We start from the raw sequence: 22167 nt of genomic DNA on the forward strand, positions 1-22167 counted from the left end.
TTAACTTATCTATGATAAGGGCGATGTTAATAGGCTTGGTAATTATATACCTATCTTAGCCGAAGGTGCAGTATTGTCACTTAACGTTCTCGAACTCAATTAACGGCTTTTTAAATAGATACGTGAGAAGTAAAGGTTCAATTGAGTCATTGTTCATGTTTATTTGACCAGTCTCTCCAACTTCATTAGCTACACTTCATGTTGAGGCAGCTTTAGTGGCGAGGACATTACCAGTTGGTTAGCTGAAAGGCTGGCAATTTTATTACTTGTCGGTAGAATTTATAAAAGTGAGTTGTAGCAAATGCTTGCCTATATTAATTGCTGAAAAAGGAACTGCATGGCCATCCAGCTGGAAGATAGCTTTAAACGGCAATTCTATTACTTACGCTTATCCGTCACGGATGTATGTAACTTTAAGTGCACATATTGTCTACCGGATGGGTATGTTCCACCGAGTAAGGCGAGTTCATCTTTTCTTGGTCTTGACGAAATTCGTCGGGTAACGAATGCCTTTGCTCTCTGTGGTACCACTAAGGTGCGCATTACCGGCGGAGAGCCAAGTATGCGCAAAGACTTCCGCGACATTATCGCGACAGTCTCAGATACGCCTGGCATCGAAACGGTGGCAACAACGACCAACGGGTATCGACTAGAAAAGCATGTTGCAGAATGGCAACAAGCGGGTTTGACACATATTAATGTCAGTGTCGACAGCTTGAATGCCAATATGTTTCGGCAAATTACTGGCCAAAATAAGTTTGTACAAGTTATGGCGGGCATAGACCGAGCTTTAGAAGTCGGTTACCGCCAAATAAAAGTGAACACTGTTTTACTTAAGCAGTTTAACCTTAAAGAACTCCCCACTTTTCTTATGTGGATCAAAGAGCGGCCGATTCAACTTCGTTTCATTGAACTGATGCAAACTGGTGAAATGGATTCGCTGTTCGATCAGCAGCACGTTTCCGGTGACGTGATTCGAACACAATTAGTTAATCTTGGTTGGAAACGCAAAGCGCGTCAGAGCCATGATGGACCGGCTCAAGTATTCACACATGAAGATTATGCGGGAGAAATAGGCTTGATTATGCCGTACGAAGCTGGTTTTTGTGCCAGCTGTAATCGACTTCGTGTCTCTGCCCGCGGCAAGTTACATTTGTGTTTGTTTGGCGAGCATGGCGTAGAGCTTCGCGATTTATTGCAAGCGGATGGCCAAACTACAGAGCTTATCCATCGCATAGATGCGCAGCTACAAACCAAAACTTCAGGTCATCAATTGCATCTGGGAAACTCAGGCAGTACCCCGCACTTAGCCTCTATCGGAGGCTAATCCCATCTTGGAAATATCATACTGACAAAATTTAGGAAATCTTATGGGACATGCTGAAAACGAATCTCGCTTGGCGAGTGTTGCCGTACTAACGGTTTCAGATACACGAACTGAAGAGACTGATACGTCTGGGCATTACTTGCTGGAACAGGCAAAAGAAACAGGTCACTCTATCATTGACAAACAAATTGTGGTGGATGACAAATACCAAATCAGGGCGATTGTCTCTAATTGGATTGCGGATGAAACAGTACAAGCAATTTTGATCACTGGCGGAACCGGGTTTACAGCGCGAGATACCACGCCAGAAGCGATTAGTCCTTTGTTTGATAAGTGTGTGGAAGGTTTCGGAGAGTTGTTCAGGGCGGTGTCATACGAGGAGATTGGGACGTCAACTATCCAGTCTCGAGCGGTAGCAGGCTTTGCCAACAATACGGTTATTTTTGCCATGCCAGGCTCGACTGGTGCGTGTCGCACAGCTTGGACGAAAATAATTCAGCAGCAGCTAGATGCTTCCCATAAACCGTGCAATTTCATGCCGCATGTGACCAACAAATTTACCTAGGAGTGTTGCATGGCTACATTAACTCACTTAAATGAGCATGGTGAAGCGAATATGGTGGATGTCTCCGCGAAACCGGAAACGGTGCGAGAGGCGCGCGCGCAAGCCATCGTGTCTATGTCTGCAGAAACATTGCAATTGATTGTATCCGGTTCTCATCACAAAGGGGATGTGTTTGCGATTGCGCGGATTGCGGGTATTCAAGCCGCAAAAAAAACGTGGGATCTTATTCCTCTTTGTCATCCATTGCTCCTGTCTAAAGTTGAGGTGAACTTATATCCGGAGATGGAACGCAATCAAGTTCGGGTTGAGTCCTTATGCAAACTAAAAGGGCAAACTGGGGTGGAGATGGAAGCCTTGACCGCCGCTTCAATCGCGGCTCTGACCATTTACGACATGTGTAAAGCGGTGCAAAAAGACATACAGATTGGCTCGGTATGTTTACTGGAAAAGGTCGGTGGGAAATCTGGTCATTTTAAGGCGGAGTTATGATTAAGGTATTATTTTTTGCTCAAACGAGAGAGCTATTAGGCACTGACTCTTTGGAAGTTGAGGAAGGGTTTGCAACGGTAGAAGCGCTGCGAGCGTCGTTAGCATCACAGGCAGGGAAATGGTCGTTGGCATTAGAAAAAGGCAAGCTTCTTGCAGCGCTGAATCAATCGGTCGTGGATTTTGATACGTCACTTAATGATGGCGACGAGGTGGCGTTCTTCCCTCCAGTGACGGGGGGATAACATGGCGATTCGCATTTCGGTGCAAACAGGTCCGTTTTCTGTGGGCGGCGAATATGATCTATTGAGCCAGAACCCATCAGCGGGCGCAGTCGTGACGTTTGTCGGTAAAGTGCGCGACATGAATCTAGGCGATCATGTTGTAGGGCTGGAGCTTGAGCATTATCCGGGTATGACCGAGAAATCGCTCTATAGCATTGGTGGAGAAGCTGTGCATCGTTGGACGTTAACTGATGTCACTGTGATTCATCGAGTGGGAGCGCTGGATGTGGGGGACGATATCGTTTTTGTCGGCGTTGCGAGTACACACCGTGGTGAGGCGTTTACTGCTGCCGAATATATTATGGATCAACTTAAGACCCGTGCGCCTTTTTGGAAAAAAGAGCGCACCAAACAAGGAAGCCGCTGGATAGAGAGCCGATGCTCTGATACTGATGCCGCTGAGCGGTGGTGAGTTGCAGAAGCTTCGACGTCGCAATGTAACATACTCGATAGGGGTACACTGAAAGCATGATAGGTATCACCTATTAATAAAATTGCTTAAATCCATTGCGTAAATTGAAGAAAGTAGTCGACACTTAAAGACAGACGGTTGGAGCTTTTGAGTCAAGGAGATAGCAAACATGGAATCGCTCAAAGTAAAAGATTATATGACAGCCAAAGCAGTCACCTTCACGGTGGAGATGTCGTTAAGTGCGGCACTAAACAAAGTAATGAGCTCACCGCATTTAGGTGGTCCAGTTATCAACGAGAAAGAAGAAGTCATTGGATTTCTATCTGAGCAAGACTTGTTAGATAAGTTAGTCAAGGTGAGTTATTTTTGTCAAGACACTCACCTTGTCGGTGACTGCATGCATCCTGAAGTGTTGTCGGTGAAACCTGATACTAGCATTATTGAGTTGGCAGATAAGATGAGAGTAGGTAAGCCTAAAGCTTACCCTGTGGTGGATAATGGCAAGTTAGTCGGTATCATCACTCGTACGGATGTGCTCAGAGCGATCGGTAAAAACATTGATGATTGTTTTCAACATCCGGTGTAGTATCACGGAGAAAAATTAGGTTGAGTGATTCTCAATATCGTTCTTTACAATAAGGTGAACGATGCGAATTAACTTGGCTATGATTGGGCGCGCAATGCGCCTTTTTTGTATTTTAGAAGGTAGGAAATATGTCAAAGCATGCAGCCAAGTTTGTTGAAGGATCAACAATGAAACATATCTTGGTGATGACGGGGGCGGGCTCCGTTGGCTTGATGGGATTGTTTGTGGTCGATTTAGTCGACATGCTATTTATCAGTATGCTTGGCCAGGTTGAGCTTGCTGCCGCTATCGGGTTTGCTGGCACATTATTGTTCTTTTCCACCTCAACTTCTATTGGTACCTCAATTGCGATGGGTGCTTTGGTATCGAAAGCGATTGGGGCGAATAAGCGGCCTGATGCCCGAGATATCGGGACTAGTATTTTGATCACCTCAGTGCTTGTCAGTACGGTAATCAGCGCTGTGATGTATTTTTTTATTCCAGAGCTGCTCGCCACTATAGGTGCTAAGGGATACGCGGCGGAAAAAGCAGCAGACTATATGCGTATTATGCTGCCTTCTGGACCTATCTTGGCACTCGCGATGTCGGCTGGTGCTGGGCTACGTGCCGCTGGGGACGCAAAACGTTCCATGTGGTCGAAGCTGTATGGTGGCATTGTGAATGCCGTACTCGATCCGCTGTTTATATTTGGTTTTGGCTGGAACGTAGAAGGTGCAGCTATCGCCTCAGTGTTTGCTCGTTTTACCGTGTTATTTTTCTCCCTATATCCGCTCATCAAGGAATATGATCTATTGGCGTGGCCGTCATTGCAAAAATGGCTCAACCACATAAAGGTTATTTTTGCGATTGCTGTGCCCGCTATCATTACTAACGGTGCGACTCCAATAGGGAATGCGATTATTACTGCTTTTATTGCTAAATCGGGTGAAGATTTTGTTGCTGGATATGCGGTGATTGGGCGATTGGTCCCAGTGAGTTTTTGTCTGATATTCGCACTGTCTGGGGCGATAGGGCCGATTATTGGCCAAAACTTTGGCGCCGGTCGATTCGACAGAATTAAAGAGGTCTTACAAAACTCGGTGTTGGTCACCACTGCGTATTCAGTGCTGATATGTCTAGTGCTTTACCTCTCCCAAGGGTTGATTATTGCTGGGTTTAGGTTAACGGGGGATGCGGCAGGAATTGTATCGGTCTTTTGTACCTATATTGCGATTAGTTACGTATTTAACGGCACATTATTTGTGGTCAATGCTTCATTCAATAATCTAGGTAAGCCTTTGTACTCCACGGCGTTGAATCTTGGCAAAGCGACGCTTGGTACTTTGCCCTTTGTCTATGTCGGTGCGCATGTGGATGGGGCTTATGGTGTGATGTATGGCTCGGCTCTCGGTACCGTTGTGTTTGGTACGCTAGCATTTTTTGTGCTGAAAAAGCATATAAGCCAGCTCATGCTGGGAATTGAGGACGCAAGCTTAGTTGAAGATGACCCAGTGCACTGCGTTAATACTCAACCTTTTTGTTCGCATGATGCAATGGTGATTGAAGAAATCAGCGCAGTCGTTCAGGAAGAAGAAAAAACTGCATCATAGCCCTTGACCTTGGAGTACGCTCCAAGGTCTATTCTTGTGGGGTATCTTAAGAAATGGAGAAAGCCCCATGTGCACTAAACATTCAGCATGCCGTGCAAAAAACTTTTCAATCAACACTATTCAACCTCAATCTTGTGTTAGTCAACCAATGGCGGCGATTCAGGCTGCCAGCCTAGAATCTTCGGCTAGTTGCTGTGACAGTTCGGGCTGCGCATCAGATGCAAGCTCGTTAGACGAAGAGCCTGAGCGGCGGCGACCTTCTCAATATATCACCAGCCAAAGTTGGCTAATTTCGGGGATGGACTGCCCATCCTGCGCAAAAAAAGTGGAAACCGCGGTTAATAAAGTCGCCGGTATTTCAGAGAGTAAAGTTTTATTTGCTACCGAAAAGTTGGTAGTGAAATATGTAGATCAATCTGTCGCGGAGCAGGTTATCGCTGCGGTAAAAAAAGTAGGCTTTACTCTGAAGTCTGCGGAAGCGACGTCGAATAAGACGATCGAAGCTTCTGGCTGGTTTAGCCACGTTAAAGATAACTTGCACGTTATTTCTGTCGCCATTGCGGTCATGGTCGCGGCCATCCTTTCCTATTTTTCTCCTGTCGCCAGCCAATGGCTGTTTACCGTAACATGTTTAGTGGGCTTGTACCCTATCGCTAGAAAAGCGATTCAGCTTGCTTTATCTGGCACACCATTTGCGATTGAAATGTTGATGAGTGTTGCTGCTTTGGGCGCGCTCTATTTGGGCGATACCGCTGAAGCCGCCATGGTATTGTTGCTGTTTTTGATTGGTGAGCGCTTAGAAGCGTTCGCCGCTTCACGCGCCCGTAGCGGCGTGCAATCGTTGATGCAACTGGTGCCGGAAAATGCCGTCAAGATAGTCGATGGCGAACGCATCGAGGTGCCAGCTGGTGCGTTAGACATTGGTGACGTGATTGAAGTTTCTCCAGGCGGAAGACTGCCAGCTGATGGCGAGCTTATATCTTCTTCGGCGAGCTTTGATGAAAGCGCTTTGACAGGTGAGTCGATACCAGTCGAACGTTATCAAAATGAATCTGTGATGGCGGGTGGGGTTGTCGTCGACAAAGTTGTGCGCTTTAAAGTGACGTCTAAGCAAGGCGAAAATGCTATTGACCGAATCTTGCATTTAATCGAGCAAGCCGAGTCTCGCAAAGCGCCATTGGAGCGATTCATAGACAAATTCAGTAGTTGGTATACGCCTGCCATGATGCTCCTCACGGTAGTCGTGGTAGTGGTGCCTCCACTATTGTTCGGCCAAGATTGGGACACTTGGATTTACCGCGGATTGGCTATGTTATTGATTGCTTGTCCTTGTGCGTTGGTCATCTCTACGCCTGCGGCGATAACCTCAGGGTTAGCCACGGCGGCTCGGCGTGGTGCGTTAATTAAAGGTGGCGCGGCCCTAGAGCAGCTTGGGCGAGTACAAACCATCGCTTTTGACAAAACAGGTACGCTAACGAAAGGCACGCCAGAAGTGACAGACATTCAGCCGGTTGCAGGCATGAGTGAAGAAAGCTTATTAACTATAGTTGGATCGATTGAGGTGGGCTCAAGCCATCCACTGGCGGTTGCTCTGGTGAACAAGGCAAAGAAGAACAATTTGTTGCTTCCAGAAGCCGATGATAAGCAAGCGTTAATCGGTAGCGGCGTGACTGGCGTTATTAATGACCAGCGTTATAGCGTATTAGCGCCGAGTAAATTGACGGCTCACCTTGATGAAGCGCTCAGTGAGAAAATTCAGCGATGGGAATCGGAAGGTAAAACAGTCGTTGTCGCTTTGAAAGGTGACGAGGAAGTGATGGGGATCATCGCTTGCCAAGATACGTTGCGTGAAGATGCTCAGCAAGCGATACGTATGCTAAAAAATCTTGGGATTGATTCGGTGATGTTGACGGGGGATAACCCGTTGAGTGCAGCCGCAATAAGTAAGCGGATTGGCATAGACTTTCAAGCTGGATTGCTACCTCAAGACAAAGTGCATTATGTTGAGCAGTTGGCACAAAGCCGACAGGTTGCCATGGTAGGGGATGGTATTAATGACGCACCTGCTATGAAAGCCGCCAGTATTGGTATCGCTATGGGCAGTGGTACCGATGTCGCACTAGAAACAGCAGACTCAGCGATAACGCATAGCCGATTAGTTGAGCTGGCTGGCATGATAGAGCTGTCTCGTGCGACGCTTGCCAATATCAAACAGAATGTCACGTTGGCACTTGGGCTAAAAGCGGTGTTTTTAGTTACTAGCGTACTGGGAATTACTGGGCTGTGGGCGGCTATTATGGCTGACAGCGGGGCAACCGCACTAGTCACACTCAATGCTCTTAGATTGCTCAAGTTTAAATCGGAATAGGTAGCGTTTAAACCGGAATCCGAAGTACAAAGCTCATTGAATAAAAGCGTCCATGAATAATGGGCGCTTTTTTATTTTCCGCTTATTTATGGAATGGGTTGCAATGGAAGTGTGATGCAAACCGATTAAATGTGTAAATTGAAATTAGTAACCTTTGAATAGTGTGATCTAGATCGATATGTGGAAAGGTAATGATCGGTAGATTACCCCCTTACCCTACCAATAAAACTGAGCCTGCAAAGAAAGGCCTTATAAGGAGTTTGAAATGTCAGAAGCTGTATTCCACCTTGGTGTCACTAAATCTGATCTTAGCGGCGCAACTATCGCAATTATTCCTGGAGATCCAGCTCGTGTACAAAAAATCGCTGAGCTACTCGATGAGCCAGAGTTTCTAAATAGTGCACGTGAATACACCTTATATAAAGGCAAACTTGACGGAAAATCAGTGGTAGTTTGTTCTACCGGTATCGGTGGCCCTTCTACGTCAATCGCGGTTGAAGAGCTAGCACAGCTAGGGGTTGATACTTTCTTACGTATCGGTACAACGGGTGCTATCCAACCGCACGTAAATGTAGGCGACATGATTGTAACTACTGGTTCAGTTCGTCTTGATGGCGCTAGCCAACACTTTGCTCCAATGGAATTCCCAGCAGTACCTGATTTCGACGTGGCCGCAGCAATGCGTGAAGCGACGCTAGAATCGGGTAACAAGGTTCACATGGGCGTGACGGCATCAAGCGATACTTTCTACCCAGGTCAAGAGCGTTACGATACATTCTCTGGCCGCGTTGTGCGCCGTTTCCAAGGTTCAATGCAAGAATGGCAAGACATGGGCGTACTGAACTTTGAAATGGAATCAGCAACGCTTCTTACCATGTGTGCAAGCTCTGGCCTTAAAGCTGGCTGTGTAGCAGGTGTTATCTTAAACCGTACACAAAAAGAGATCCCAGATCACTCAACACTGAAAGAAACAGAAGCGCACGCTATCCGTGTTGTTGTTGAAGCAGCGCGTAAGATGCTAAATAAATAATCTCGCCTGATTTCTTATTGATAAAGACTCCGCTTGAGGCTCTCAGCGGAGTTTTTTGATTTAGAGGTTTGAGTTTGCTATTGGACTTGGATACGGGTAACACTTAGTTGGACGCAAATTAGTCAGTGAAGATTCCCGTAAGGAATAGCTTCAATTAGAACTTCATCAAATCTAGCACTGAAGATCAGCTTTCATTCAACAGACAAACCTATAGATTCCAACTACCTTTATAACAATCAGAAAGCTGGAATTTCTATCATGTTAAAACAATTGATTGTTTGGGTGAGGAAGTGGACGAAAAAAACTCGCCGTCTTATCAAAGAACCCGTTCAAAAGCCAATAAAGAGTAGTATTGAAGCCCCGAATTGCCAGCACTCTCAAACATTACCCCAAAAGTACCTAGATGAAAAAGATAAGGTAAGGCATCGACTAGAGCGATGGGCGCAGCGTCAAGACCAAATTAATAGTCGTATTCTTAATGCATATCTAACCCTTGAAAGAAAAGGTTACTCCCCTATAACCATCACTATGCTTCGAAACCAACTTCTGGATATTAAAACGTTCCTGTCCAACTTCAATCAAATGAAAAGTATTGCTCCACACAATCATGCAAAGGTATTTGAAGTTACGGGCGAAAATGTACGCATTTGGGATGTTGTTAAAGTTCACGTCCGAGAATACGAAAACAAAATCTTTTTCTAGAATACTGAACTGATAAATAAGGTTCCAATATGAAAACGCCAACTACTGTATCTAACATAACCTGAGATCGGTTTAACTATCTTTCTTCAATCTCAAGCAATCCTCTCCATAGGTAGCGGTAAATACAGCTGCTCGATCAGATCCGATAATATTTGGTCGTAAACTCTGGCGATATTAAGTGAAATATCGTTGGTGAGGTCATATAGAGCTTGCGTGGTATGGGGAAAGTCGGGGTTATTGATCAGCTCGCTTAATGTTTGCAGTGCTTTGTTGCAAGCGGGGGAGGTGAGGGTTAACGGTGAGATAATCGACAGCTGATTAATGGTTCGTCGCATTTTATCGCAACAGTATTGCGCTTGCTGAAACCCTTCCTTAGTGCTGATATCTTGGATAGAGATCCTGAGCTTGGTGAGGACTTCCATCGCATCGACAATTTGCTGCCAGTGGTGGTGGTACTCGGTGCTCAGATCTTGCCTGCCAGATTCCACTAACCAAGCGATCATCACTTCGTCTATTAAGAACAAGCAGTGACGGATGGCTTTGCCGTGCACCATTTGGTTTTTTGCCACGCTGCGTGTTCTCCAGTCTAGCGTTAAGGACTTTAACATCTGCTGGAAGACTCGGTAGTTGGGTTTGCTCTCGAACGGAGAGATGGTGACTAATTGGTGGGATTTGTCAGTGAGTCTGCTATTTAGATTGGTGAGCTGTGAGGCAAGATTTTTCTCGGCGGAGATCCCATAGTGAGTATTGCTTCGGCTTTGGCGGATGAGTAACAGCAGCTGCCTGAGTGTGACGATCAATTGATATTGGCGTAGGAAGGTATTCTCACGTTGTTTCGCTAAGAACATCATCACCAGTAGAATACTAAATGACGTTAAGAGAGAGATGGCGATAAACATAGCGGCTCCTAAAATAAAGACCCCAAAGTATTATGCCTATCTAGCATGCGACGTGCCAAATGTTAGGTGTTAAAAAACAATGAGTTAATATGATGCAGCTCACTGATTTTCATTGTATTGGTGCAATATGATCCATCGTGGTTATCAACTAAAAATCCCTCAGCTGGATTCAAACTGAGGGATTGATTGGGTATCAGGGTTAAGCTGAGTGTTACATCACACGCATACCTGGTTGAGCACCTTCATGTGGTTCTAGGATCCATAGGTCGCTGCCACCTGGGCCTGCTGCCAAGATCATGCCTTCAGACATACCAAACTTCATTTTACGAGGTTTGAGGTTCGCCACCATCACCGTCAGCTTGCCTTCCAGTTCTTCAGGTTTATAAGCAGATTTAATACCTGAGAATACTTGACGAGTTTCACCACCGATATCAAGTTGGAACTTAAGCAGCTTGTTCGCTTTTGGCACTTCTTCACAAGAGATGATACGTGCGATACGCATATCAACTGCTGAGAACGCGTCAAATTCAATCTCATCTGCGATTGGATCTTTGTCTAGTTCCGTTTGGCTTGCTTTGTTCTTTTCTGCTTCAGCCTTTTCTTTCGCTGCTGCTTCAACTGCCGCATCGTCTTTAGATGCGTCGACCATCGCTTCAACTTTCTTCGCATCAATTCGGTTGAATAGTGCTTTGAACTTAGTGATCTCGTGGTCAGTCAGCGGCTGTGCGATACCATCCCAAGTTAGCTCTTCGTTTAAGAAGGCTTCTGTACGTGCGGTTAGTGCAGGCATGACAGGCTTGAGGTAAGTCATTAGAACGCGGAACAGGTTGATGCCCACAGAGCAGATGTCTTGCAGCTCTTGGTCTTTACCTTCTTCTTTCGCCACAACCCATGGGGCTTTCTCATCCACATATTGGTTAGCTTTGTCTGCTAATGCGGTGATCTCACGAATGGCTCGGCTAAATTCACGGTTGTCGTATAGCTCTGCAATGCGCGGGGCTGCGTCAATGAATTCTTGGTACAGTTCAGGTTCAGCAAAGTTTGCGGATAGCTTGCCTTCAAAACGCTTAGTCACGAATCCAGCGTTACGAGATGCCAAGTTAACAATCTTGTTCACAACATCAGCGTTGACACGTTGAGTGAAGTCTTCAAGGTTAAGGTCTAGGTCATCAATACGGTTATTGAGCTTAGCCGCGTAGTAGTAGCGTAGGCACTCAGGATCTAGGTGATCAAGGTAAGTGCTGGCTTTGATGAAAGTGCCTTTTGATTTCGACATTTTCGCGCCATTCACCGTCACATAACCGTGTACGAATACGTTGTTTGGCTTGCGGAAACCTGAGCCTTCTAGCATGGCTGGCCAGAATAGGCTGTGGAAGTACACGATGTCTTTACCGATAAAGTGGTAAAGCTCAGTGCTGCTGTCTTTACGCCAGTACTCGTCGAAGTCTAAATCGTCACGTTTGCTACATAGGTTTTTGAATGAGCCCATGTAACCGATTGGCGCATCTAGCCAAACGTAGAAGAACTTGTCTTTTTCGCCTGGGATTTCAAAACCAAAGTATGGTGCATCGCGAGAAATATCCCACTGTTGCAAGCCAGACTCAAACCATTCTTGCATCTTGTTTGCAGTTTCAGTTTGCAGTGAGCCAGAGCGAGTCCACTCTTTTAGCATGCTTTCAAATTGTGGCAAGTCAAAGAAGAAGTGCTCAGAGTCTTTCATTACTGGTGTGGCACCAGAAACGGCAGATTTAGGATTGATTAGCTCAGTCGGGCTATAAGTTTCACCGCAGTTGTCGCAGTTGTCGCCGTACTGATCTTCAGATTTACATTTCGGACAAGTGCCTTTGACGAAACGATCTGGCAAGAACATTTCTTTTTCTGGGTCAAACAGCTGGCTGATCGTACGGCTAGAGATAAAGCCATTTTTCTTCAGTTCAAGATAGATATGAGAAGCGAGCTCACGGTTTTCGTCACTGTGAGTGCTGTGGTAGTTATCAAAACTGATATCAAAGCCAGCGAAGTCTTTTTGGTGCTCTTCGCTTACCGCAGCAATCATTTCTTCAGGTGTAATACCCATCTGTTGCGCTTTAAGCATGATTGGCGTGCCGTGTGCGTCGTCCGCGCAGATAAAGTTCACTGTGTTGCCACGTAGGCGTTGGTAACGAACCCAAATATCAGCTTGGATATGCTCAAGCATATGGCCAAGGTGGATAGAACCGTTAGCATACGGAAGGGCGCAAGTTACCAAAAGTTTTCTTGGATCAGTTGCCATACTTAATATTTCGCTTCACTTGATAGGATTAAAATTTGATGAGTAATACTAACCTATGACAGCCGTGACGCCAAGAACACAAGGATACGAAAAATTGCCGCTTTCTAGTTTAGTCGAGCAGCGGTGAGTGTTAGGATTGGCAGCGCACCAGGAGGTTCTATGCGTCAGTTAAATTCTAAACAAGATTTTTGTGATTGGTTGAATGAGTTTCAGCACGATCAGTTGGTTGAACAATGGGCGAATCAAGCCGGAATGGTAGATCTTTCTGCCAATCATCAACTAACAATTAATATCCCGTTTGCATCTGGTCAGCTAGTCAGTGACCTGCAAGCTTGGCTAGAGGAACAAGTGGCCAGCAAGGCAGTACAATCGGTTGATTTCTTAGTGGGCACCAAAGTGAAAGCGCTTGAATCACATGTACCGAAAGGGACGGCGGGTGTAAAAAACATTATCGCGGTGACATCAGCGAAAGGTGGGGTAGGAAAATCAACCACGGCCGTGAACTTGGCACTTGCGATTGCTAAAAGTGGCGCCAAAGTGGGTTTGTTGGATGCCGATATTTATGGCCCATCAGTGCCAATTATGATTGGCCAGCAAAATGCCGACATTGAAGTGCGCGACAATAAATGGATGCAGCCTGTTGAGGCATTTGGGATTTATACTCATTCGATTGGCTACTTAGTCGACCAAGGTCAAGCCGCGGTATGGCGTGGCCCAATGGCTTCAAAAGCGCTAGCACAACTGTTGGATGAAACTCAGTGGCCAGATCTTGATTACCTCATCATTGATATGCCACCGGGTACGGGCGACATTCAGCTAACTCTGTCCCAGCGTATTGCTGTGACTGCGGCTGTGATTGTCACCACGCCGCAAGATTTAGCGTTGGCCGATGCCCGTAAAGGCGTGGCGATGTTCGAACAGGTCAAAGTGCCCGTATTGGGCGTTGTTGAGAACATGAGCCACCACATTTGCAGTCAGTGTGGTCATAAGGAAGCCTTGTTTGGTCAAGGCGGCGCGGAAAAAATGGCAGGGGACTATGGTCTATCGTTGCTAGCTCAGATCCCACTGCATATCTCGATGCGCGAAGACATTGATAACGGTAAGCCAACGGTGGCAGCACGCCCAGATAGCGAACATGCGAACTATTATATAGAACTAGCTAACTCAGTATGTAGCCGTATGTATTGGCAAGGAAAAGCGAAACCGGACAATATCGATGTCACGCTAGTCTAATTGACCTAGGCTTGTTTATCTTTCGAACACACGGCGGTAAAAATCGTCGCGAAACGTAAACGGGCTCTAGCATCTATTGTCTGAACTCCCTATAATCGGGCGGTTTATGTTTGTGGCGGGTTGTGGGTTCAATTGAATGCATAACAGCGCTAATAAGTTTTACCATACTATCATCGGGTGCGATAGATAATGTCTATTAAGAATCAATGTGTCATCGTCGGTATTGCTGGCGCTTCCGCTTCAGGAAAGAGCTTAATCGCGAGTACTATTTATAATGAACTTCGTGAGAAGGTTGGCGATCATCAAATTGGAGTGATCAAAGAAGATTGCTACTACAACGATCAAAGCCACCTAAGCATGGAAGAAAGAGTTAAGACTAACTACGATCACCCGAATGCGATGGACCACGAGTTGCTTTGTGCTCACCTAGAGCAGCTTATCCAAGGTAAAGCTGTTGAAGTACCAGAGTATAGTTATTCTGAACATACTCGCCTGGATGAAACGACAACGCTGACACCGAAGAAAGTAATTATTCTTGAAGGGATTTTGCTTCTTACAGATCCTCGTTTGCGTGATCTTATGCATGCGACAGTCTTCATGGATACGCCTCTAGATATCTGCTTGATGCGTCGTTTGCAGCGTGATGTAGAAGAGCGCAACAGAACGATGGAGTCGGTGATGACTCAGTATAAAGAAACGGTTCGCCCTATGTTTATGCAGTTTATTGAACCATCAAAGCAGCATGCCGATATTATCGTGCCACGTGGCGGCAAAAACCGCATCGCGATCGATGTATTGAAAGCGCACATTACTAAGTTGCTTCGTTCTTAACGTTTAGTTAACTGAGTTATCTTTATTTTTGCGATTGAAAGTGGCACTTTATGTGCCACTTTCTTTTTTCTTACGCCCTAAAATAAGAAGGGTGCCAAGGTTAGGTAAATGCTGATGAAGAAATTTCTGTTATTTATTGCCGTTATTGTTGTCGTTATTGTTGGCGGGGTGACAGCACTTGTTACTTTGGTCAATCCAAATCAATTTAAGCCGCTTATTGTGGAGCAAGTCAAACAACACACTGGACTTGATCTGAAAATAGACGGTGATATCCATTGGCAGTTTTTCCCTTCTATTGGCTTTGAACTTGGCAAGACCGAGCTGAGCAATCCAAGTGGATTTTCTGAACCGACTATGTTCAAAGTCAACCAAATTGGGGTGAGTGTTTCTGTCTTACCTTTGTTTAGCCATCAGCTGCAAATCGGCAATGTGACCTTGGATGGCGCAGAGGTCAACGTCGAGACACTGAAAGATGGCCGCAGAAATATTGATGCGCTGCTTAAGCCGAAAGCGGTGCCACTTGAAAAGCCTCAAACGAAGGCTCCAGTTAAGCCAAGTTCTGAAGAGAAAGCAGCGAGCAATAATGCTGAGCCCAAGAGTGACTCTCAGCCAACAGCGCCCGCGAAGTGGAAGATAAATCTCGCGGGTGTAACGATTTCTGATGCGAAGTTGGTCATTAATGATCGTAAAGCGGGCACCGAAACTAAGCTTGATAATGTTGCAGCCAACCTGACGGGTTTACTGCCTAATGAATGGGCTACGGCACGTTTTTCGGCGGAAGGGCAGAGTAATCAGCAAACTTTTTCGGTAAAGGGGAGCTTGAAGCTTCGCTTGTCGGGCGATATGTCGCAATACGCGTTAAAAGATATCGATGTGACAGCAAACCTGAAAGCGCCAGATATGGACTTGAAAACGGTCAAGCTAGCATTAAGTACTTTTGAATTTGATAAAGAAAATACCTTTACTTATTCATTGCTTGGCCAAGCGTCTGGGACGAGTTTTGATTTGCAAGGTGGCGGTATCCTTAGTGTCGATCATCAGGTCTCTAGAGTTGCCATTAGTGGCTTCAATCTCGCTGGTAAACTATCAGGCGCTGCGCTTCCAAGTTCACCGATGAAGCTGAACTTAAAAACGGATGTCAGCTTTAATCTTTCAGATCAGCAGCTTGCCTTGACCTTGGAAAAGCTTCAGGCAAACGATATGGTGTTTAGTGGCAATGCGAATGTGACCTTAGCCAAAATTCTGAAGGTTCGTTTTAAGTTGCATAGCCCAGAAGTCAATCTTGATAAGTTCTTGGCATCTAAAGTAGCACAAGCTAATACAAGCGCTGGTGGAAAGTCTGCTGGTACGGAAGCTGAAACGTCTAAGCCGTTAGTATCGGCTGACAATTCAGTGCCTGCTGCTGTGACTAAAGAGCCTGATCTGAGTGCGTTGAAGACAGTGGATGTAAAAGGCAGCGTCGGCATCGATAAATTCCAAGCTAATAATGCAAAAATGCAAAATGTACTAGCTAAGATTTCCGTGAATCATGGTGTGGCTAAGCTGGATGCATTTTCTGCCAACTTGTATTCTGGTTCGATTGCTGCAAACGCGACGCTGGATGGCCGTCAGACGCCAGCGCATTACTCTTCTAAAGGAAAGATTACTGGGGTGCAAGTACAGCCTCTTCTAAAAGACGTCGCCAATAACAATATGCTTGAAGGGACAGGAAATATTGATTTCGATATTCACGGTAAAGGCCTAACCCCGACAGCAATCAAACGGAACGTAGCTGGCCCTGTGGTAATCAAATTCAGTGATGGTGCGTTTAATGGCATTAATGTCGCGCAACTTATTCGCGTGAATTACGCGAAGCTGAAAGGCCAGCCAGTTGACCAGGCTGATACAGCGCAAAAAACGGACTTTAGTGCGTTAACAGCGACCATAAAGCTTGCAAAAGGCGTTGCGACAACGGATGACTTCACCATGCAGTCGCCGCTGCTGCGTATTCACGGTCAAGGTTGGGCAAATTATATTAATGAAACCACGGACTTTACGGTACGAACCTCAATTGTCGGTAGCTTAAAAGGACAAGGTGGTAAAACGATCAATGATCTAAAAGACGTAACCATCCCGGTTAAAATTACGGGCAGTTGGTATGCACCTAAATATAAGGTCGTATTAGATGATGTGATGAAGCAGAAGGCGAAAAAAGAGCTTAATCGTGGGCTTGATAAATTAAACAAAAAACTGGGTGACAAAATCAGTGATGAAAAGACCCAGAAAGCCGTCGACAAGTTGCTCAATCGCTTCTTAAATTAGTCTTTGTAGCCAAGTTTCAGTTAAGTTTCAGCTAATAAGTTGTAGCCCGGTTTTAGCCGGGCTTTTTTCCTCGATAGATTCCCGGCCATATTCTCCCAGCATGAGTTTTTTTGAAGAAGTTAGTGTGATTTGTATCACCTTTGGAGCGAATCCGTTAGAATAGCGCCTTCGTAATATTTGCGCTTTTTTGACAGTACCTCTATTCGACATAAGGTGTTGTTGTTAAAGGAATCCCACTTCCGAGGACACCACTATCTTAAGTACAGCTAACATCACCATGCAATTCGGCGCCGAGCCTTTATTTGAAAACATCTCTGCTAAGTTTGGTAACGGTAATCGTTACGGCTTGATCGGAGCCAATGGCTGTGGAAAATCGACATTCATGAAAATTCTCAGCGGCGCATTGACTCCGAGTGCGGGTAATATCTCGATTACTCCCGGGTTAAAGCTTGGCGTACTAAGTCAAGATCAGTTTGCTTTTGAGCAATACAATGTGATCGATGCCGTCATTATGGGTGACCGTAAACTGTGGGAAATCAAACAAGAGCGTGAGCGCATTTACTCGTTGCCAGAAATGAGTGAAGAAGATGGCATGGCAGTGGCCGAGCTGGAAAGCACATTCGCTGAAATGGATGGCTATACTGCAGAAAGTCGGGCGGGTGACATCTTGATTCAAGCGGGTATTGAAGAGGAGCTTCACTTCGGTTCAATGCAAAATGTCGCGCCGGGTTGGAAGCTGCGCGTTTTGCTTGCGCAGGCCCTATTTTCTAACCCTGATATTTTATTGTTAGATGAACCTACCAACAACTTGGATATTCACACGATTAACTGGCTAGCGGATGAGCTGAATCAACGTAAATGTACGATGATCATCATTTCTCACGATCGCCACTTCTTGAATTCAGTGTGTACTCACATGGCGGATATTGATTACGGCGAGCTACGTATTTATCCGGGCAATTATGAGTACTTTCTAGAAGCGTCAGGCTTAATTCGCGATCAGCTTCTTGCGAATAATGCCAAAAAAGCCGCTGAAATTAGTGAACTGCAAGATTTTGTGAATCGATTTGGTGCCAACGCTTCGAAAGCCAAGCAGGCGAGTTCTCGCGCTAAGAAAATGGACAAAATTAAGCTTGATGAAGTCAAATCATCGAGTCGATTAAGCCCATCAATTGACTTTGGTGAAGGAAAGAAACTGCACCGTCAGGCACTTGAGTTACAAGAGTTAGGGCATGAGTTTGATGGGGAGTTGCTATTCGAAAAAGGCAACTTACTACTGGAAGCCGGCACTCGTTTGGCAGTTATTGGTGAGAATGGTGTAGGCAAAACCACATTGTTACGCTGCCTAGTCGATGATTTAGAGCAAAGCCAAGGTGTCGTGAAGTGGTCTGAGAATGCCTCAATTGGCTATTGCCCACAAGATAGTACAGCGGACTTCGATAATGATCTGACTATCTTTGATTGGATTTCTCAATGGCGCACCACCAAACATGATGATTTGATGGTGCGTGGCATTTTAGGACGTTTGCTCTTCACCGCCGATGATGCCAACAAGAAAGCGAAAAATTGTTCAGGTGGCGAAAAGAACCGCTTATTGTTTGGTAAGCTGATGATGCAAGACGTCAACGTGTTGATTATGGATGAGCCTACCAACCACATGGATATGGAAGCGATTGAAGCGCTGAATGCTGCGCTTAAAAATTATCAAGGTACGCTTATTTTTGTAAGCCATGACCGCGAGTTTGTCTCATCGCTTGCAACGTCAATTATTGATGTTACAGACAAAAAGCTCGTCAACTTTCAAGGCACATACGATGAATACCTAGATCATCAGAAAAAAGTGCTGGCTGCGGCGTAACCGTTCTGCTCCAAGTATTGAACTGAGAAAAGCCCTCGCTGTGACTCCGTATATGGAGCTGTAGTGAGGGCTTTTTAGTTTGGCTGACTGTTGAGGTTAAGACTATTTTTCAGCTTCAATACGTTAACTTCAATACTCTCTGAGCCCATCATAGCACTTTGGCTAGTTTTCTTTTTGTCCCTCTTTTTGTGGTCGTTGCTTCTATAATTACCCATAGATTTGATTATTGTGAATGTCGCGGAATGAAAGATAAAAATAGACATGGTAGGTATGAGCTGTCTCATCAGGGGCAAATTATTGTTTGGTACGGATTTGGTTCGTGGAATGAAGAAACTCTCACTGACTTACATAGAGCGGTGTTGTCTATTGTCGCCAATTTTGATGCTAGGCCGTGGGCATTTGTGGCCAACGCCACTCAATGGGAGTTGATGTCTCCAGAATCAATTATTTTTTGGCAACATATACAAAAAAGCTTAGTTGAGCATGGGTGTATTTGTGGCGCAACGGTTGTTGGCGAAAACACGCTAAAACAAAGTGTTGCAAAAAAGGCCACTCGCGATCAAGGAATTGAAATTAATACTTTTCTTGACCACGATGAGGCGGTTCGATGGTGTGAGCGATTTCTGGCTGATCAGCCGTGAATCTTTTTTACCTGCCTTTCTAAATATGATTACCAATCAATGCCTTTCAGCGCTTTTACTCCTGAATCGAAGGCATGTTTTACGTTGCGAACTTCTGATACGGTATCAGCCAGTTCGAGGAGAGATCGATGGGCTGCGCGACCAGTGATGATCACTGATTGCATTTTTGGGCGATTGCTTAATGCCTCCAATACTTCTTCGAGATCAATATAGCCGTAGGTCACCATATAAGTCAGCTCATCGAATAGGACGGCATCGAGTGATTCATCTTTGAGCATGCGCTTACATTCTTGCCAGACTTCTTGCGCAGCAAGGGTGTCGGTTTGCTTATTTTGTGTTTCCCACGTGAACCCGGTTGCCATTACTTGAAATTCTACACCGAGCTTTTCTAGAAGGTTCCGCTCACCATTATCCCAAGTGCCCTTAATGAATTGAGCAACGGCGCAGTTTAATCCGTGCCCTAGCGCGCGCGCGATGGTGCCAAAGCCGGAGGTCGACTTACCTTTACCATTCCCGGTGATGACTAGCAACAAGCCTTTCTCTTCTTGAGCGGCGGCAATTTTGGCGTCGACTTCTTGCTTTACTTTCTGTTGGCGGGCCTTGTGGCGAGATTCTGGTTGATTTTGTTCAGACATGAGGTGTCCATTAATGCAGTCAGTGAAGCGTGCATGATAACCTAATCTTAATGCGTCAAACATACGTGTCTCAGCCTCTTGAGGCATGTGAAGTTAAGATAGGAGTGATTAATGAAAAAGCTATTGGTTGTATGTATGGGAAATATCTGTCGTTCGCCTACCGGTGAAGCGGTTTTGAGGAAAAAGGCTCAGCAGCAGGGAATACGGATAGAAGTAGACTCAGCAGGTACCATTGCATATCACCAAGGAAATCCTCCGGATTCAAGAGCACAACAGGCGGCCCAGCGAAGGGGATATTCGTTTCAAGGCATGAGTGCGCGTCCAGTATGCCTTCAAGATTTTGCTGATTTTGATCTGATTCTTGCCGCAGATGAACATAATATGTCTGATTTACTCAAGATATGCCCAGTTGAATACCAAGATAAGTTGTCGCTATTTTTAGCCTATGGTGATTTGGGCTACGATGAAATCCCAGATCCATATTACAGTGGAGACGCTGGATTCGAATTGGTATTAGATTTGATTGAGGATGCCTCTGACGCTTTGCTGACTGAACTTAAATCCAGCCAGCAAGGTTAGAGGAATTATTGGATATTATAGGCAGATAAGTTTTCATTGGTTTCCACTGATCGTGCCCGTAGTTCGGTGCTGCTTTTGGATATTTTTTTGGACTCGTGAGCTAAGCTGTCGATTTGCTCGTCGATTCTTGAGAGCTGGTCAATCAATGTTGTCATGGAGTCACTTTGAGAAACCGAAGAGGTGACAATGCCCTGATTGACTTGTTCGGCTTGTGATACGTCGTCTAATGATGTTTTGATGTCGTCTACAGTTTGTTCGATTGATTCTAAGCAGTCTTGGCTGGCGCTCAATCCCTCGTCGGTAAAACTAATTAGCTGACTTGATACACTGCTGAGCTCGGAGAGAATGCTTTCCACTTGGTCGGTAGACGTCGATGTTTTTTCTGCCAAGTTCCGCACTTCATCGGCAACGACCGCAAAGCCACGGCCATTTTCACCTGCGCGAGCTGCCTCTATCGCGGCATTTAACGCTAATAGATTAGTTTGTTCCGCAATTGTGCGGATAATCCCTAGTATTTCGCTTACTCGTTGCACTTGATTGCTTAGCTCAGTCGCGGACTCTGAGGTAGATGTACTTTTTTCTGCCAAGCGGCGAATATCTTTCAAAGCCTTCATCAAACGTTGCTGTCCTTGCTGGGCACTGCTGACGGCTTGAGTTAAGGAGCCTGAGGATTCGTGAGTATCGTCTTTGACGGATTCTACTGAAACTTTAGTCTCTTCGCCGATGGCGACTGCTTGCTTAATATCCGAGCGTTGCTGGGAGACTTTTTTCCTCAGGGCTTCTAAGTGACTCTCTACGTCCTGAGCGACGTCAGTAACCGCTAAGGAACTTTGGTGAATCGGAGTGAGAGTGTGCTCAATTTTTTCAATAAAGGAGTTAACGTGGCTGGCTAAATCTCCCAATTCATCTCTGCGCTTAAAAGTAATCCGTTTCTTTAAATCACAGTCGCCAGACCCCAGCTCTTCGCACAAATCTGAAAGGTATTTCAACGGCTGAACGAAAACTTTACGTAGGACTATTAGCAACACTGCAATGGTAATTAAGATGCAGATAGCACCATAAAATAGGGATTGCATACCTAGTGAACGGCTCAGTTTGTTGATCTCATTAAAATGCCAATGCGCTAGCATATACCCGACCAATTTCTTTTTCTTACCAGATACGAGGGGAACGACCAACTCGAAATGCTGAGTGTTATTACGGACTGTTTGTTCCCCGTCCCAGTTAAAGTTACTCATTGATTGAGCCGTTTCACCGCCTTTACTGGAATAAAGTAAGGACTTGTCGAGTAGATATATGTCTATTCGGTCGAGACTGCCTTGGTTTGCTTTGAGGGCAAGATCAATGCGTTCCGCAATGTTGTTTTTTTTCTTAAACCGAACAGGTGTGCCTAGTTGCTCGGACAGAGAACGAGTGATTTGTGTATAGGAACTCTTACTAAGCCCATAGATAGCATCGGTACTACTGACCCAGGAGGTATAGGAAATCACTACGATCGCAATTAAAGTCAGAATCGCAGAGCTGAGAATAACAAGTTTATTAATCGTTAATCGCATACGGCACGCCTTG

20 protein-coding genes are annotated in these 22167 nt (G+C 45.4%); 16 read left to right on the forward strand and 4 right to left on the reverse strand.

Annotated elements, in window-relative coordinates; all coding sequences use genetic code 11:
* Window positions 1-337: 337 nt before the first annotated feature.
* The 10 genes from moaA to L4C34_RS11240 all read left to right on the forward strand — a co-directional run bounded on the left by moaA (window position 338) and on the right by L4C34_RS11240 (window position 9349).
* Window positions 338-1327 carry a GTP 3',8-cyclase MoaA gene (gene moaA, locus L4C34_RS11195; protein WP_428789421.1) on the forward strand — a complete coding sequence of 330 codons (990 nt, stop codon included), beginning with the start codon at window positions 338-340 and terminating at the stop codon, window positions 1325-1327.
* A 43-nt stretch (window positions 1328-1370) separates the two neighbouring features.
* Complete coding sequence (moaB, locus tag L4C34_RS11200) at window positions 1371-1892, forward strand: molybdenum cofactor biosynthesis protein B (protein WP_428789422.1); 522 nt, start codon at window positions 1371-1373, stop codon at window positions 1890-1892.
* Window positions 1893-1901: 9 nt separating this feature from the next.
* The gene (gene moaC / locus L4C34_RS11205) at window positions 1902-2381 is read left to right on the forward strand and encodes a cyclic pyranopterin monophosphate synthase MoaC (RefSeq protein WP_428789423.1); all 480 of its coding nucleotides are present in this window, start codon (window positions 1902-1904) and stop codon (window positions 2379-2381) included.
* Window positions 2378-2623 carry a molybdopterin synthase sulfur carrier subunit gene (gene moaD / locus L4C34_RS11210; RefSeq protein ID WP_428789424.1) on the forward strand — a complete coding sequence of 82 codons (246 nt, stop codon included), beginning with the start codon at window positions 2378-2380 and terminating at the stop codon, window positions 2621-2623. Before moaC ends, moaD begins: the two co-directional genes overlap by 4 nt.
* 1 nt (window position 2624) lies before the next feature.
* Window positions 2625-3074: a molybdopterin synthase catalytic subunit MoaE gene (moaE, locus tag L4C34_RS11215; RefSeq protein ID WP_428789425.1), complete on the forward strand. Its 450-nt coding sequence runs from the start codon at window positions 2625-2627 to the stop codon at window positions 3072-3074.
* Between the two features lie 169 nt (window positions 3075-3243).
* On the forward strand, window positions 3244-3660 hold the full coding sequence (locus tag L4C34_RS11220; RefSeq protein ID WP_428789426.1) for a CBS domain-containing protein: 417 nt from the start codon (window positions 3244-3246) through the stop codon (window positions 3658-3660).
* Between the two features lie 128 nt (window positions 3661-3788).
* Window positions 3789-5249, forward strand: a complete 1461-nt coding sequence (locus L4C34_RS11225; RefSeq protein WP_428789427.1) for an MATE family efflux transporter — start codon at window positions 3789-3791, stop codon at window positions 5247-5249.
* Between the two features lie 67 nt (window positions 5250-5316).
* Window positions 5317-7617, forward strand: a complete 2301-nt coding sequence (locus L4C34_RS11230) for a zinc/cadmium/mercury/lead-transporting ATPase (RefSeq protein WP_428789428.1) — start codon at window positions 5317-5319, stop codon at window positions 7615-7617.
* 265 nt (window positions 7618-7882) lie between these two features.
* Window positions 7883-8647: a uridine phosphorylase gene (udp, locus tag L4C34_RS11235; RefSeq protein ID WP_428789429.1), complete on the forward strand. Its 765-nt coding sequence runs from the start codon at window positions 7883-7885 to the stop codon at window positions 8645-8647.
* Between the two features lie 258 nt (window positions 8648-8905).
* Window positions 8906-9349 carry a hypothetical protein gene (locus tag L4C34_RS11240; RefSeq protein WP_428789430.1) on the forward strand — a complete coding sequence of 148 codons (444 nt, stop codon included), beginning with the start codon at window positions 8906-8908 and terminating at the stop codon, window positions 9347-9349.
* A gap of 92 nt (window positions 9350-9441) precedes the next feature.
* On the opposite strand, the gene L4C34_RS11245 is transcribed toward L4C34_RS11240, so the two are convergent.
* Window positions 9442-10248: a hypothetical protein gene (locus tag L4C34_RS11245; protein ID WP_428789431.1), complete on the reverse strand. Its 807-nt coding sequence runs from the start codon at window positions 10246-10248 to the stop codon at window positions 9442-9444.
* Window positions 10249-10459: 211 nt separating this feature from the next.
* A complete protein-coding gene (metG, locus tag L4C34_RS11250) occupies window positions 10460-12520 on the reverse strand; it encodes a methionine--tRNA ligase (protein ID WP_428789432.1) in 2061 nt (686 codons plus the stop codon).
* A 159-nt stretch (window positions 12521-12679) separates the two neighbouring features.
* Between metG and apbC the strand changes: the two genes are divergently transcribed.
* The 5 genes from apbC to L4C34_RS11275 all read left to right on the forward strand — a co-directional run bounded on the left by apbC (window position 12680) and on the right by L4C34_RS11275 (window position 19384).
* Window positions 12680-13753: an iron-sulfur cluster carrier protein ApbC gene (gene apbC / locus L4C34_RS11255; RefSeq protein ID WP_428789433.1), complete on the forward strand. Its 1074-nt coding sequence runs from the start codon at window positions 12680-12682 to the stop codon at window positions 13751-13753.
* A gap of 189 nt (window positions 13754-13942) precedes the next feature.
* A complete protein-coding gene (udk, locus tag L4C34_RS11260; protein WP_428789434.1) occupies window positions 13943-14584 on the forward strand; it encodes a uridine kinase in 642 nt (213 codons plus the stop codon).
* A 114-nt stretch (window positions 14585-14698) separates the two neighbouring features.
* Window positions 14699-16885: an AsmA family protein gene (locus L4C34_RS11265; protein ID WP_428789435.1), complete on the forward strand. Its 2187-nt coding sequence runs from the start codon at window positions 14699-14701 to the stop codon at window positions 16883-16885.
* Between the two features lie 253 nt (window positions 16886-17138).
* Entirely contained in the window at window positions 17139-18743 is a 1605-nt protein-coding gene (locus L4C34_RS11270; RefSeq protein ID WP_428789513.1) for an ABC-F family ATPase, read from the forward strand.
* Window positions 18744-18985: 242 nt separating this feature from the next.
* On the forward strand, window positions 18986-19384 hold the full coding sequence (locus L4C34_RS11275) for a hypothetical protein (RefSeq protein ID WP_428789436.1): 399 nt from the start codon (window positions 18986-18988) through the stop codon (window positions 19382-19384).
* 29 nt (window positions 19385-19413) lie between these two features.
* Here the strand turns inward: L4C34_RS11275 and cobO are convergent, their stop codons facing one another.
* Window positions 19414-20019 (reverse strand): cob(I)yrinic acid a,c-diamide adenosyltransferase, encoded by a 606-nt coding sequence (gene cobO, locus L4C34_RS11280; RefSeq protein WP_428789437.1) that lies wholly within the window; start codon window positions 20017-20019, stop codon window positions 19414-19416.
* Between the two features lie 111 nt (window positions 20020-20130).
* Here cobO and L4C34_RS11285 point away from each other — a divergent pair, with 111 nt between their 5' ends.
* On the forward strand, window positions 20131-20598 hold the full coding sequence (locus L4C34_RS11285) for a low molecular weight protein-tyrosine-phosphatase (protein ID WP_428789438.1): 468 nt from the start codon (window positions 20131-20133) through the stop codon (window positions 20596-20598).
* 5 nt (window positions 20599-20603) lie between these two features.
* Here L4C34_RS11285 and L4C34_RS11290 read toward each other — a convergent pair whose 3' ends face one another.
* Window positions 20604-22154, reverse strand: coding sequence for a methyl-accepting chemotaxis protein (locus tag L4C34_RS11290; protein WP_428789439.1), 1551 nt, complete (start codon window positions 22152-22154; stop codon window positions 20604-20606).
* Window positions 22155-22167 lie beyond the last annotated feature (13 nt).

Origin of the sequence: Vibrio profundum, assembly GCF_050337555.1 — a bacterium.
GTDB lineage: Bacteria > Pseudomonadota > Gammaproteobacteria > Enterobacterales > Vibrionaceae > Vibrio > Vibrio profundum.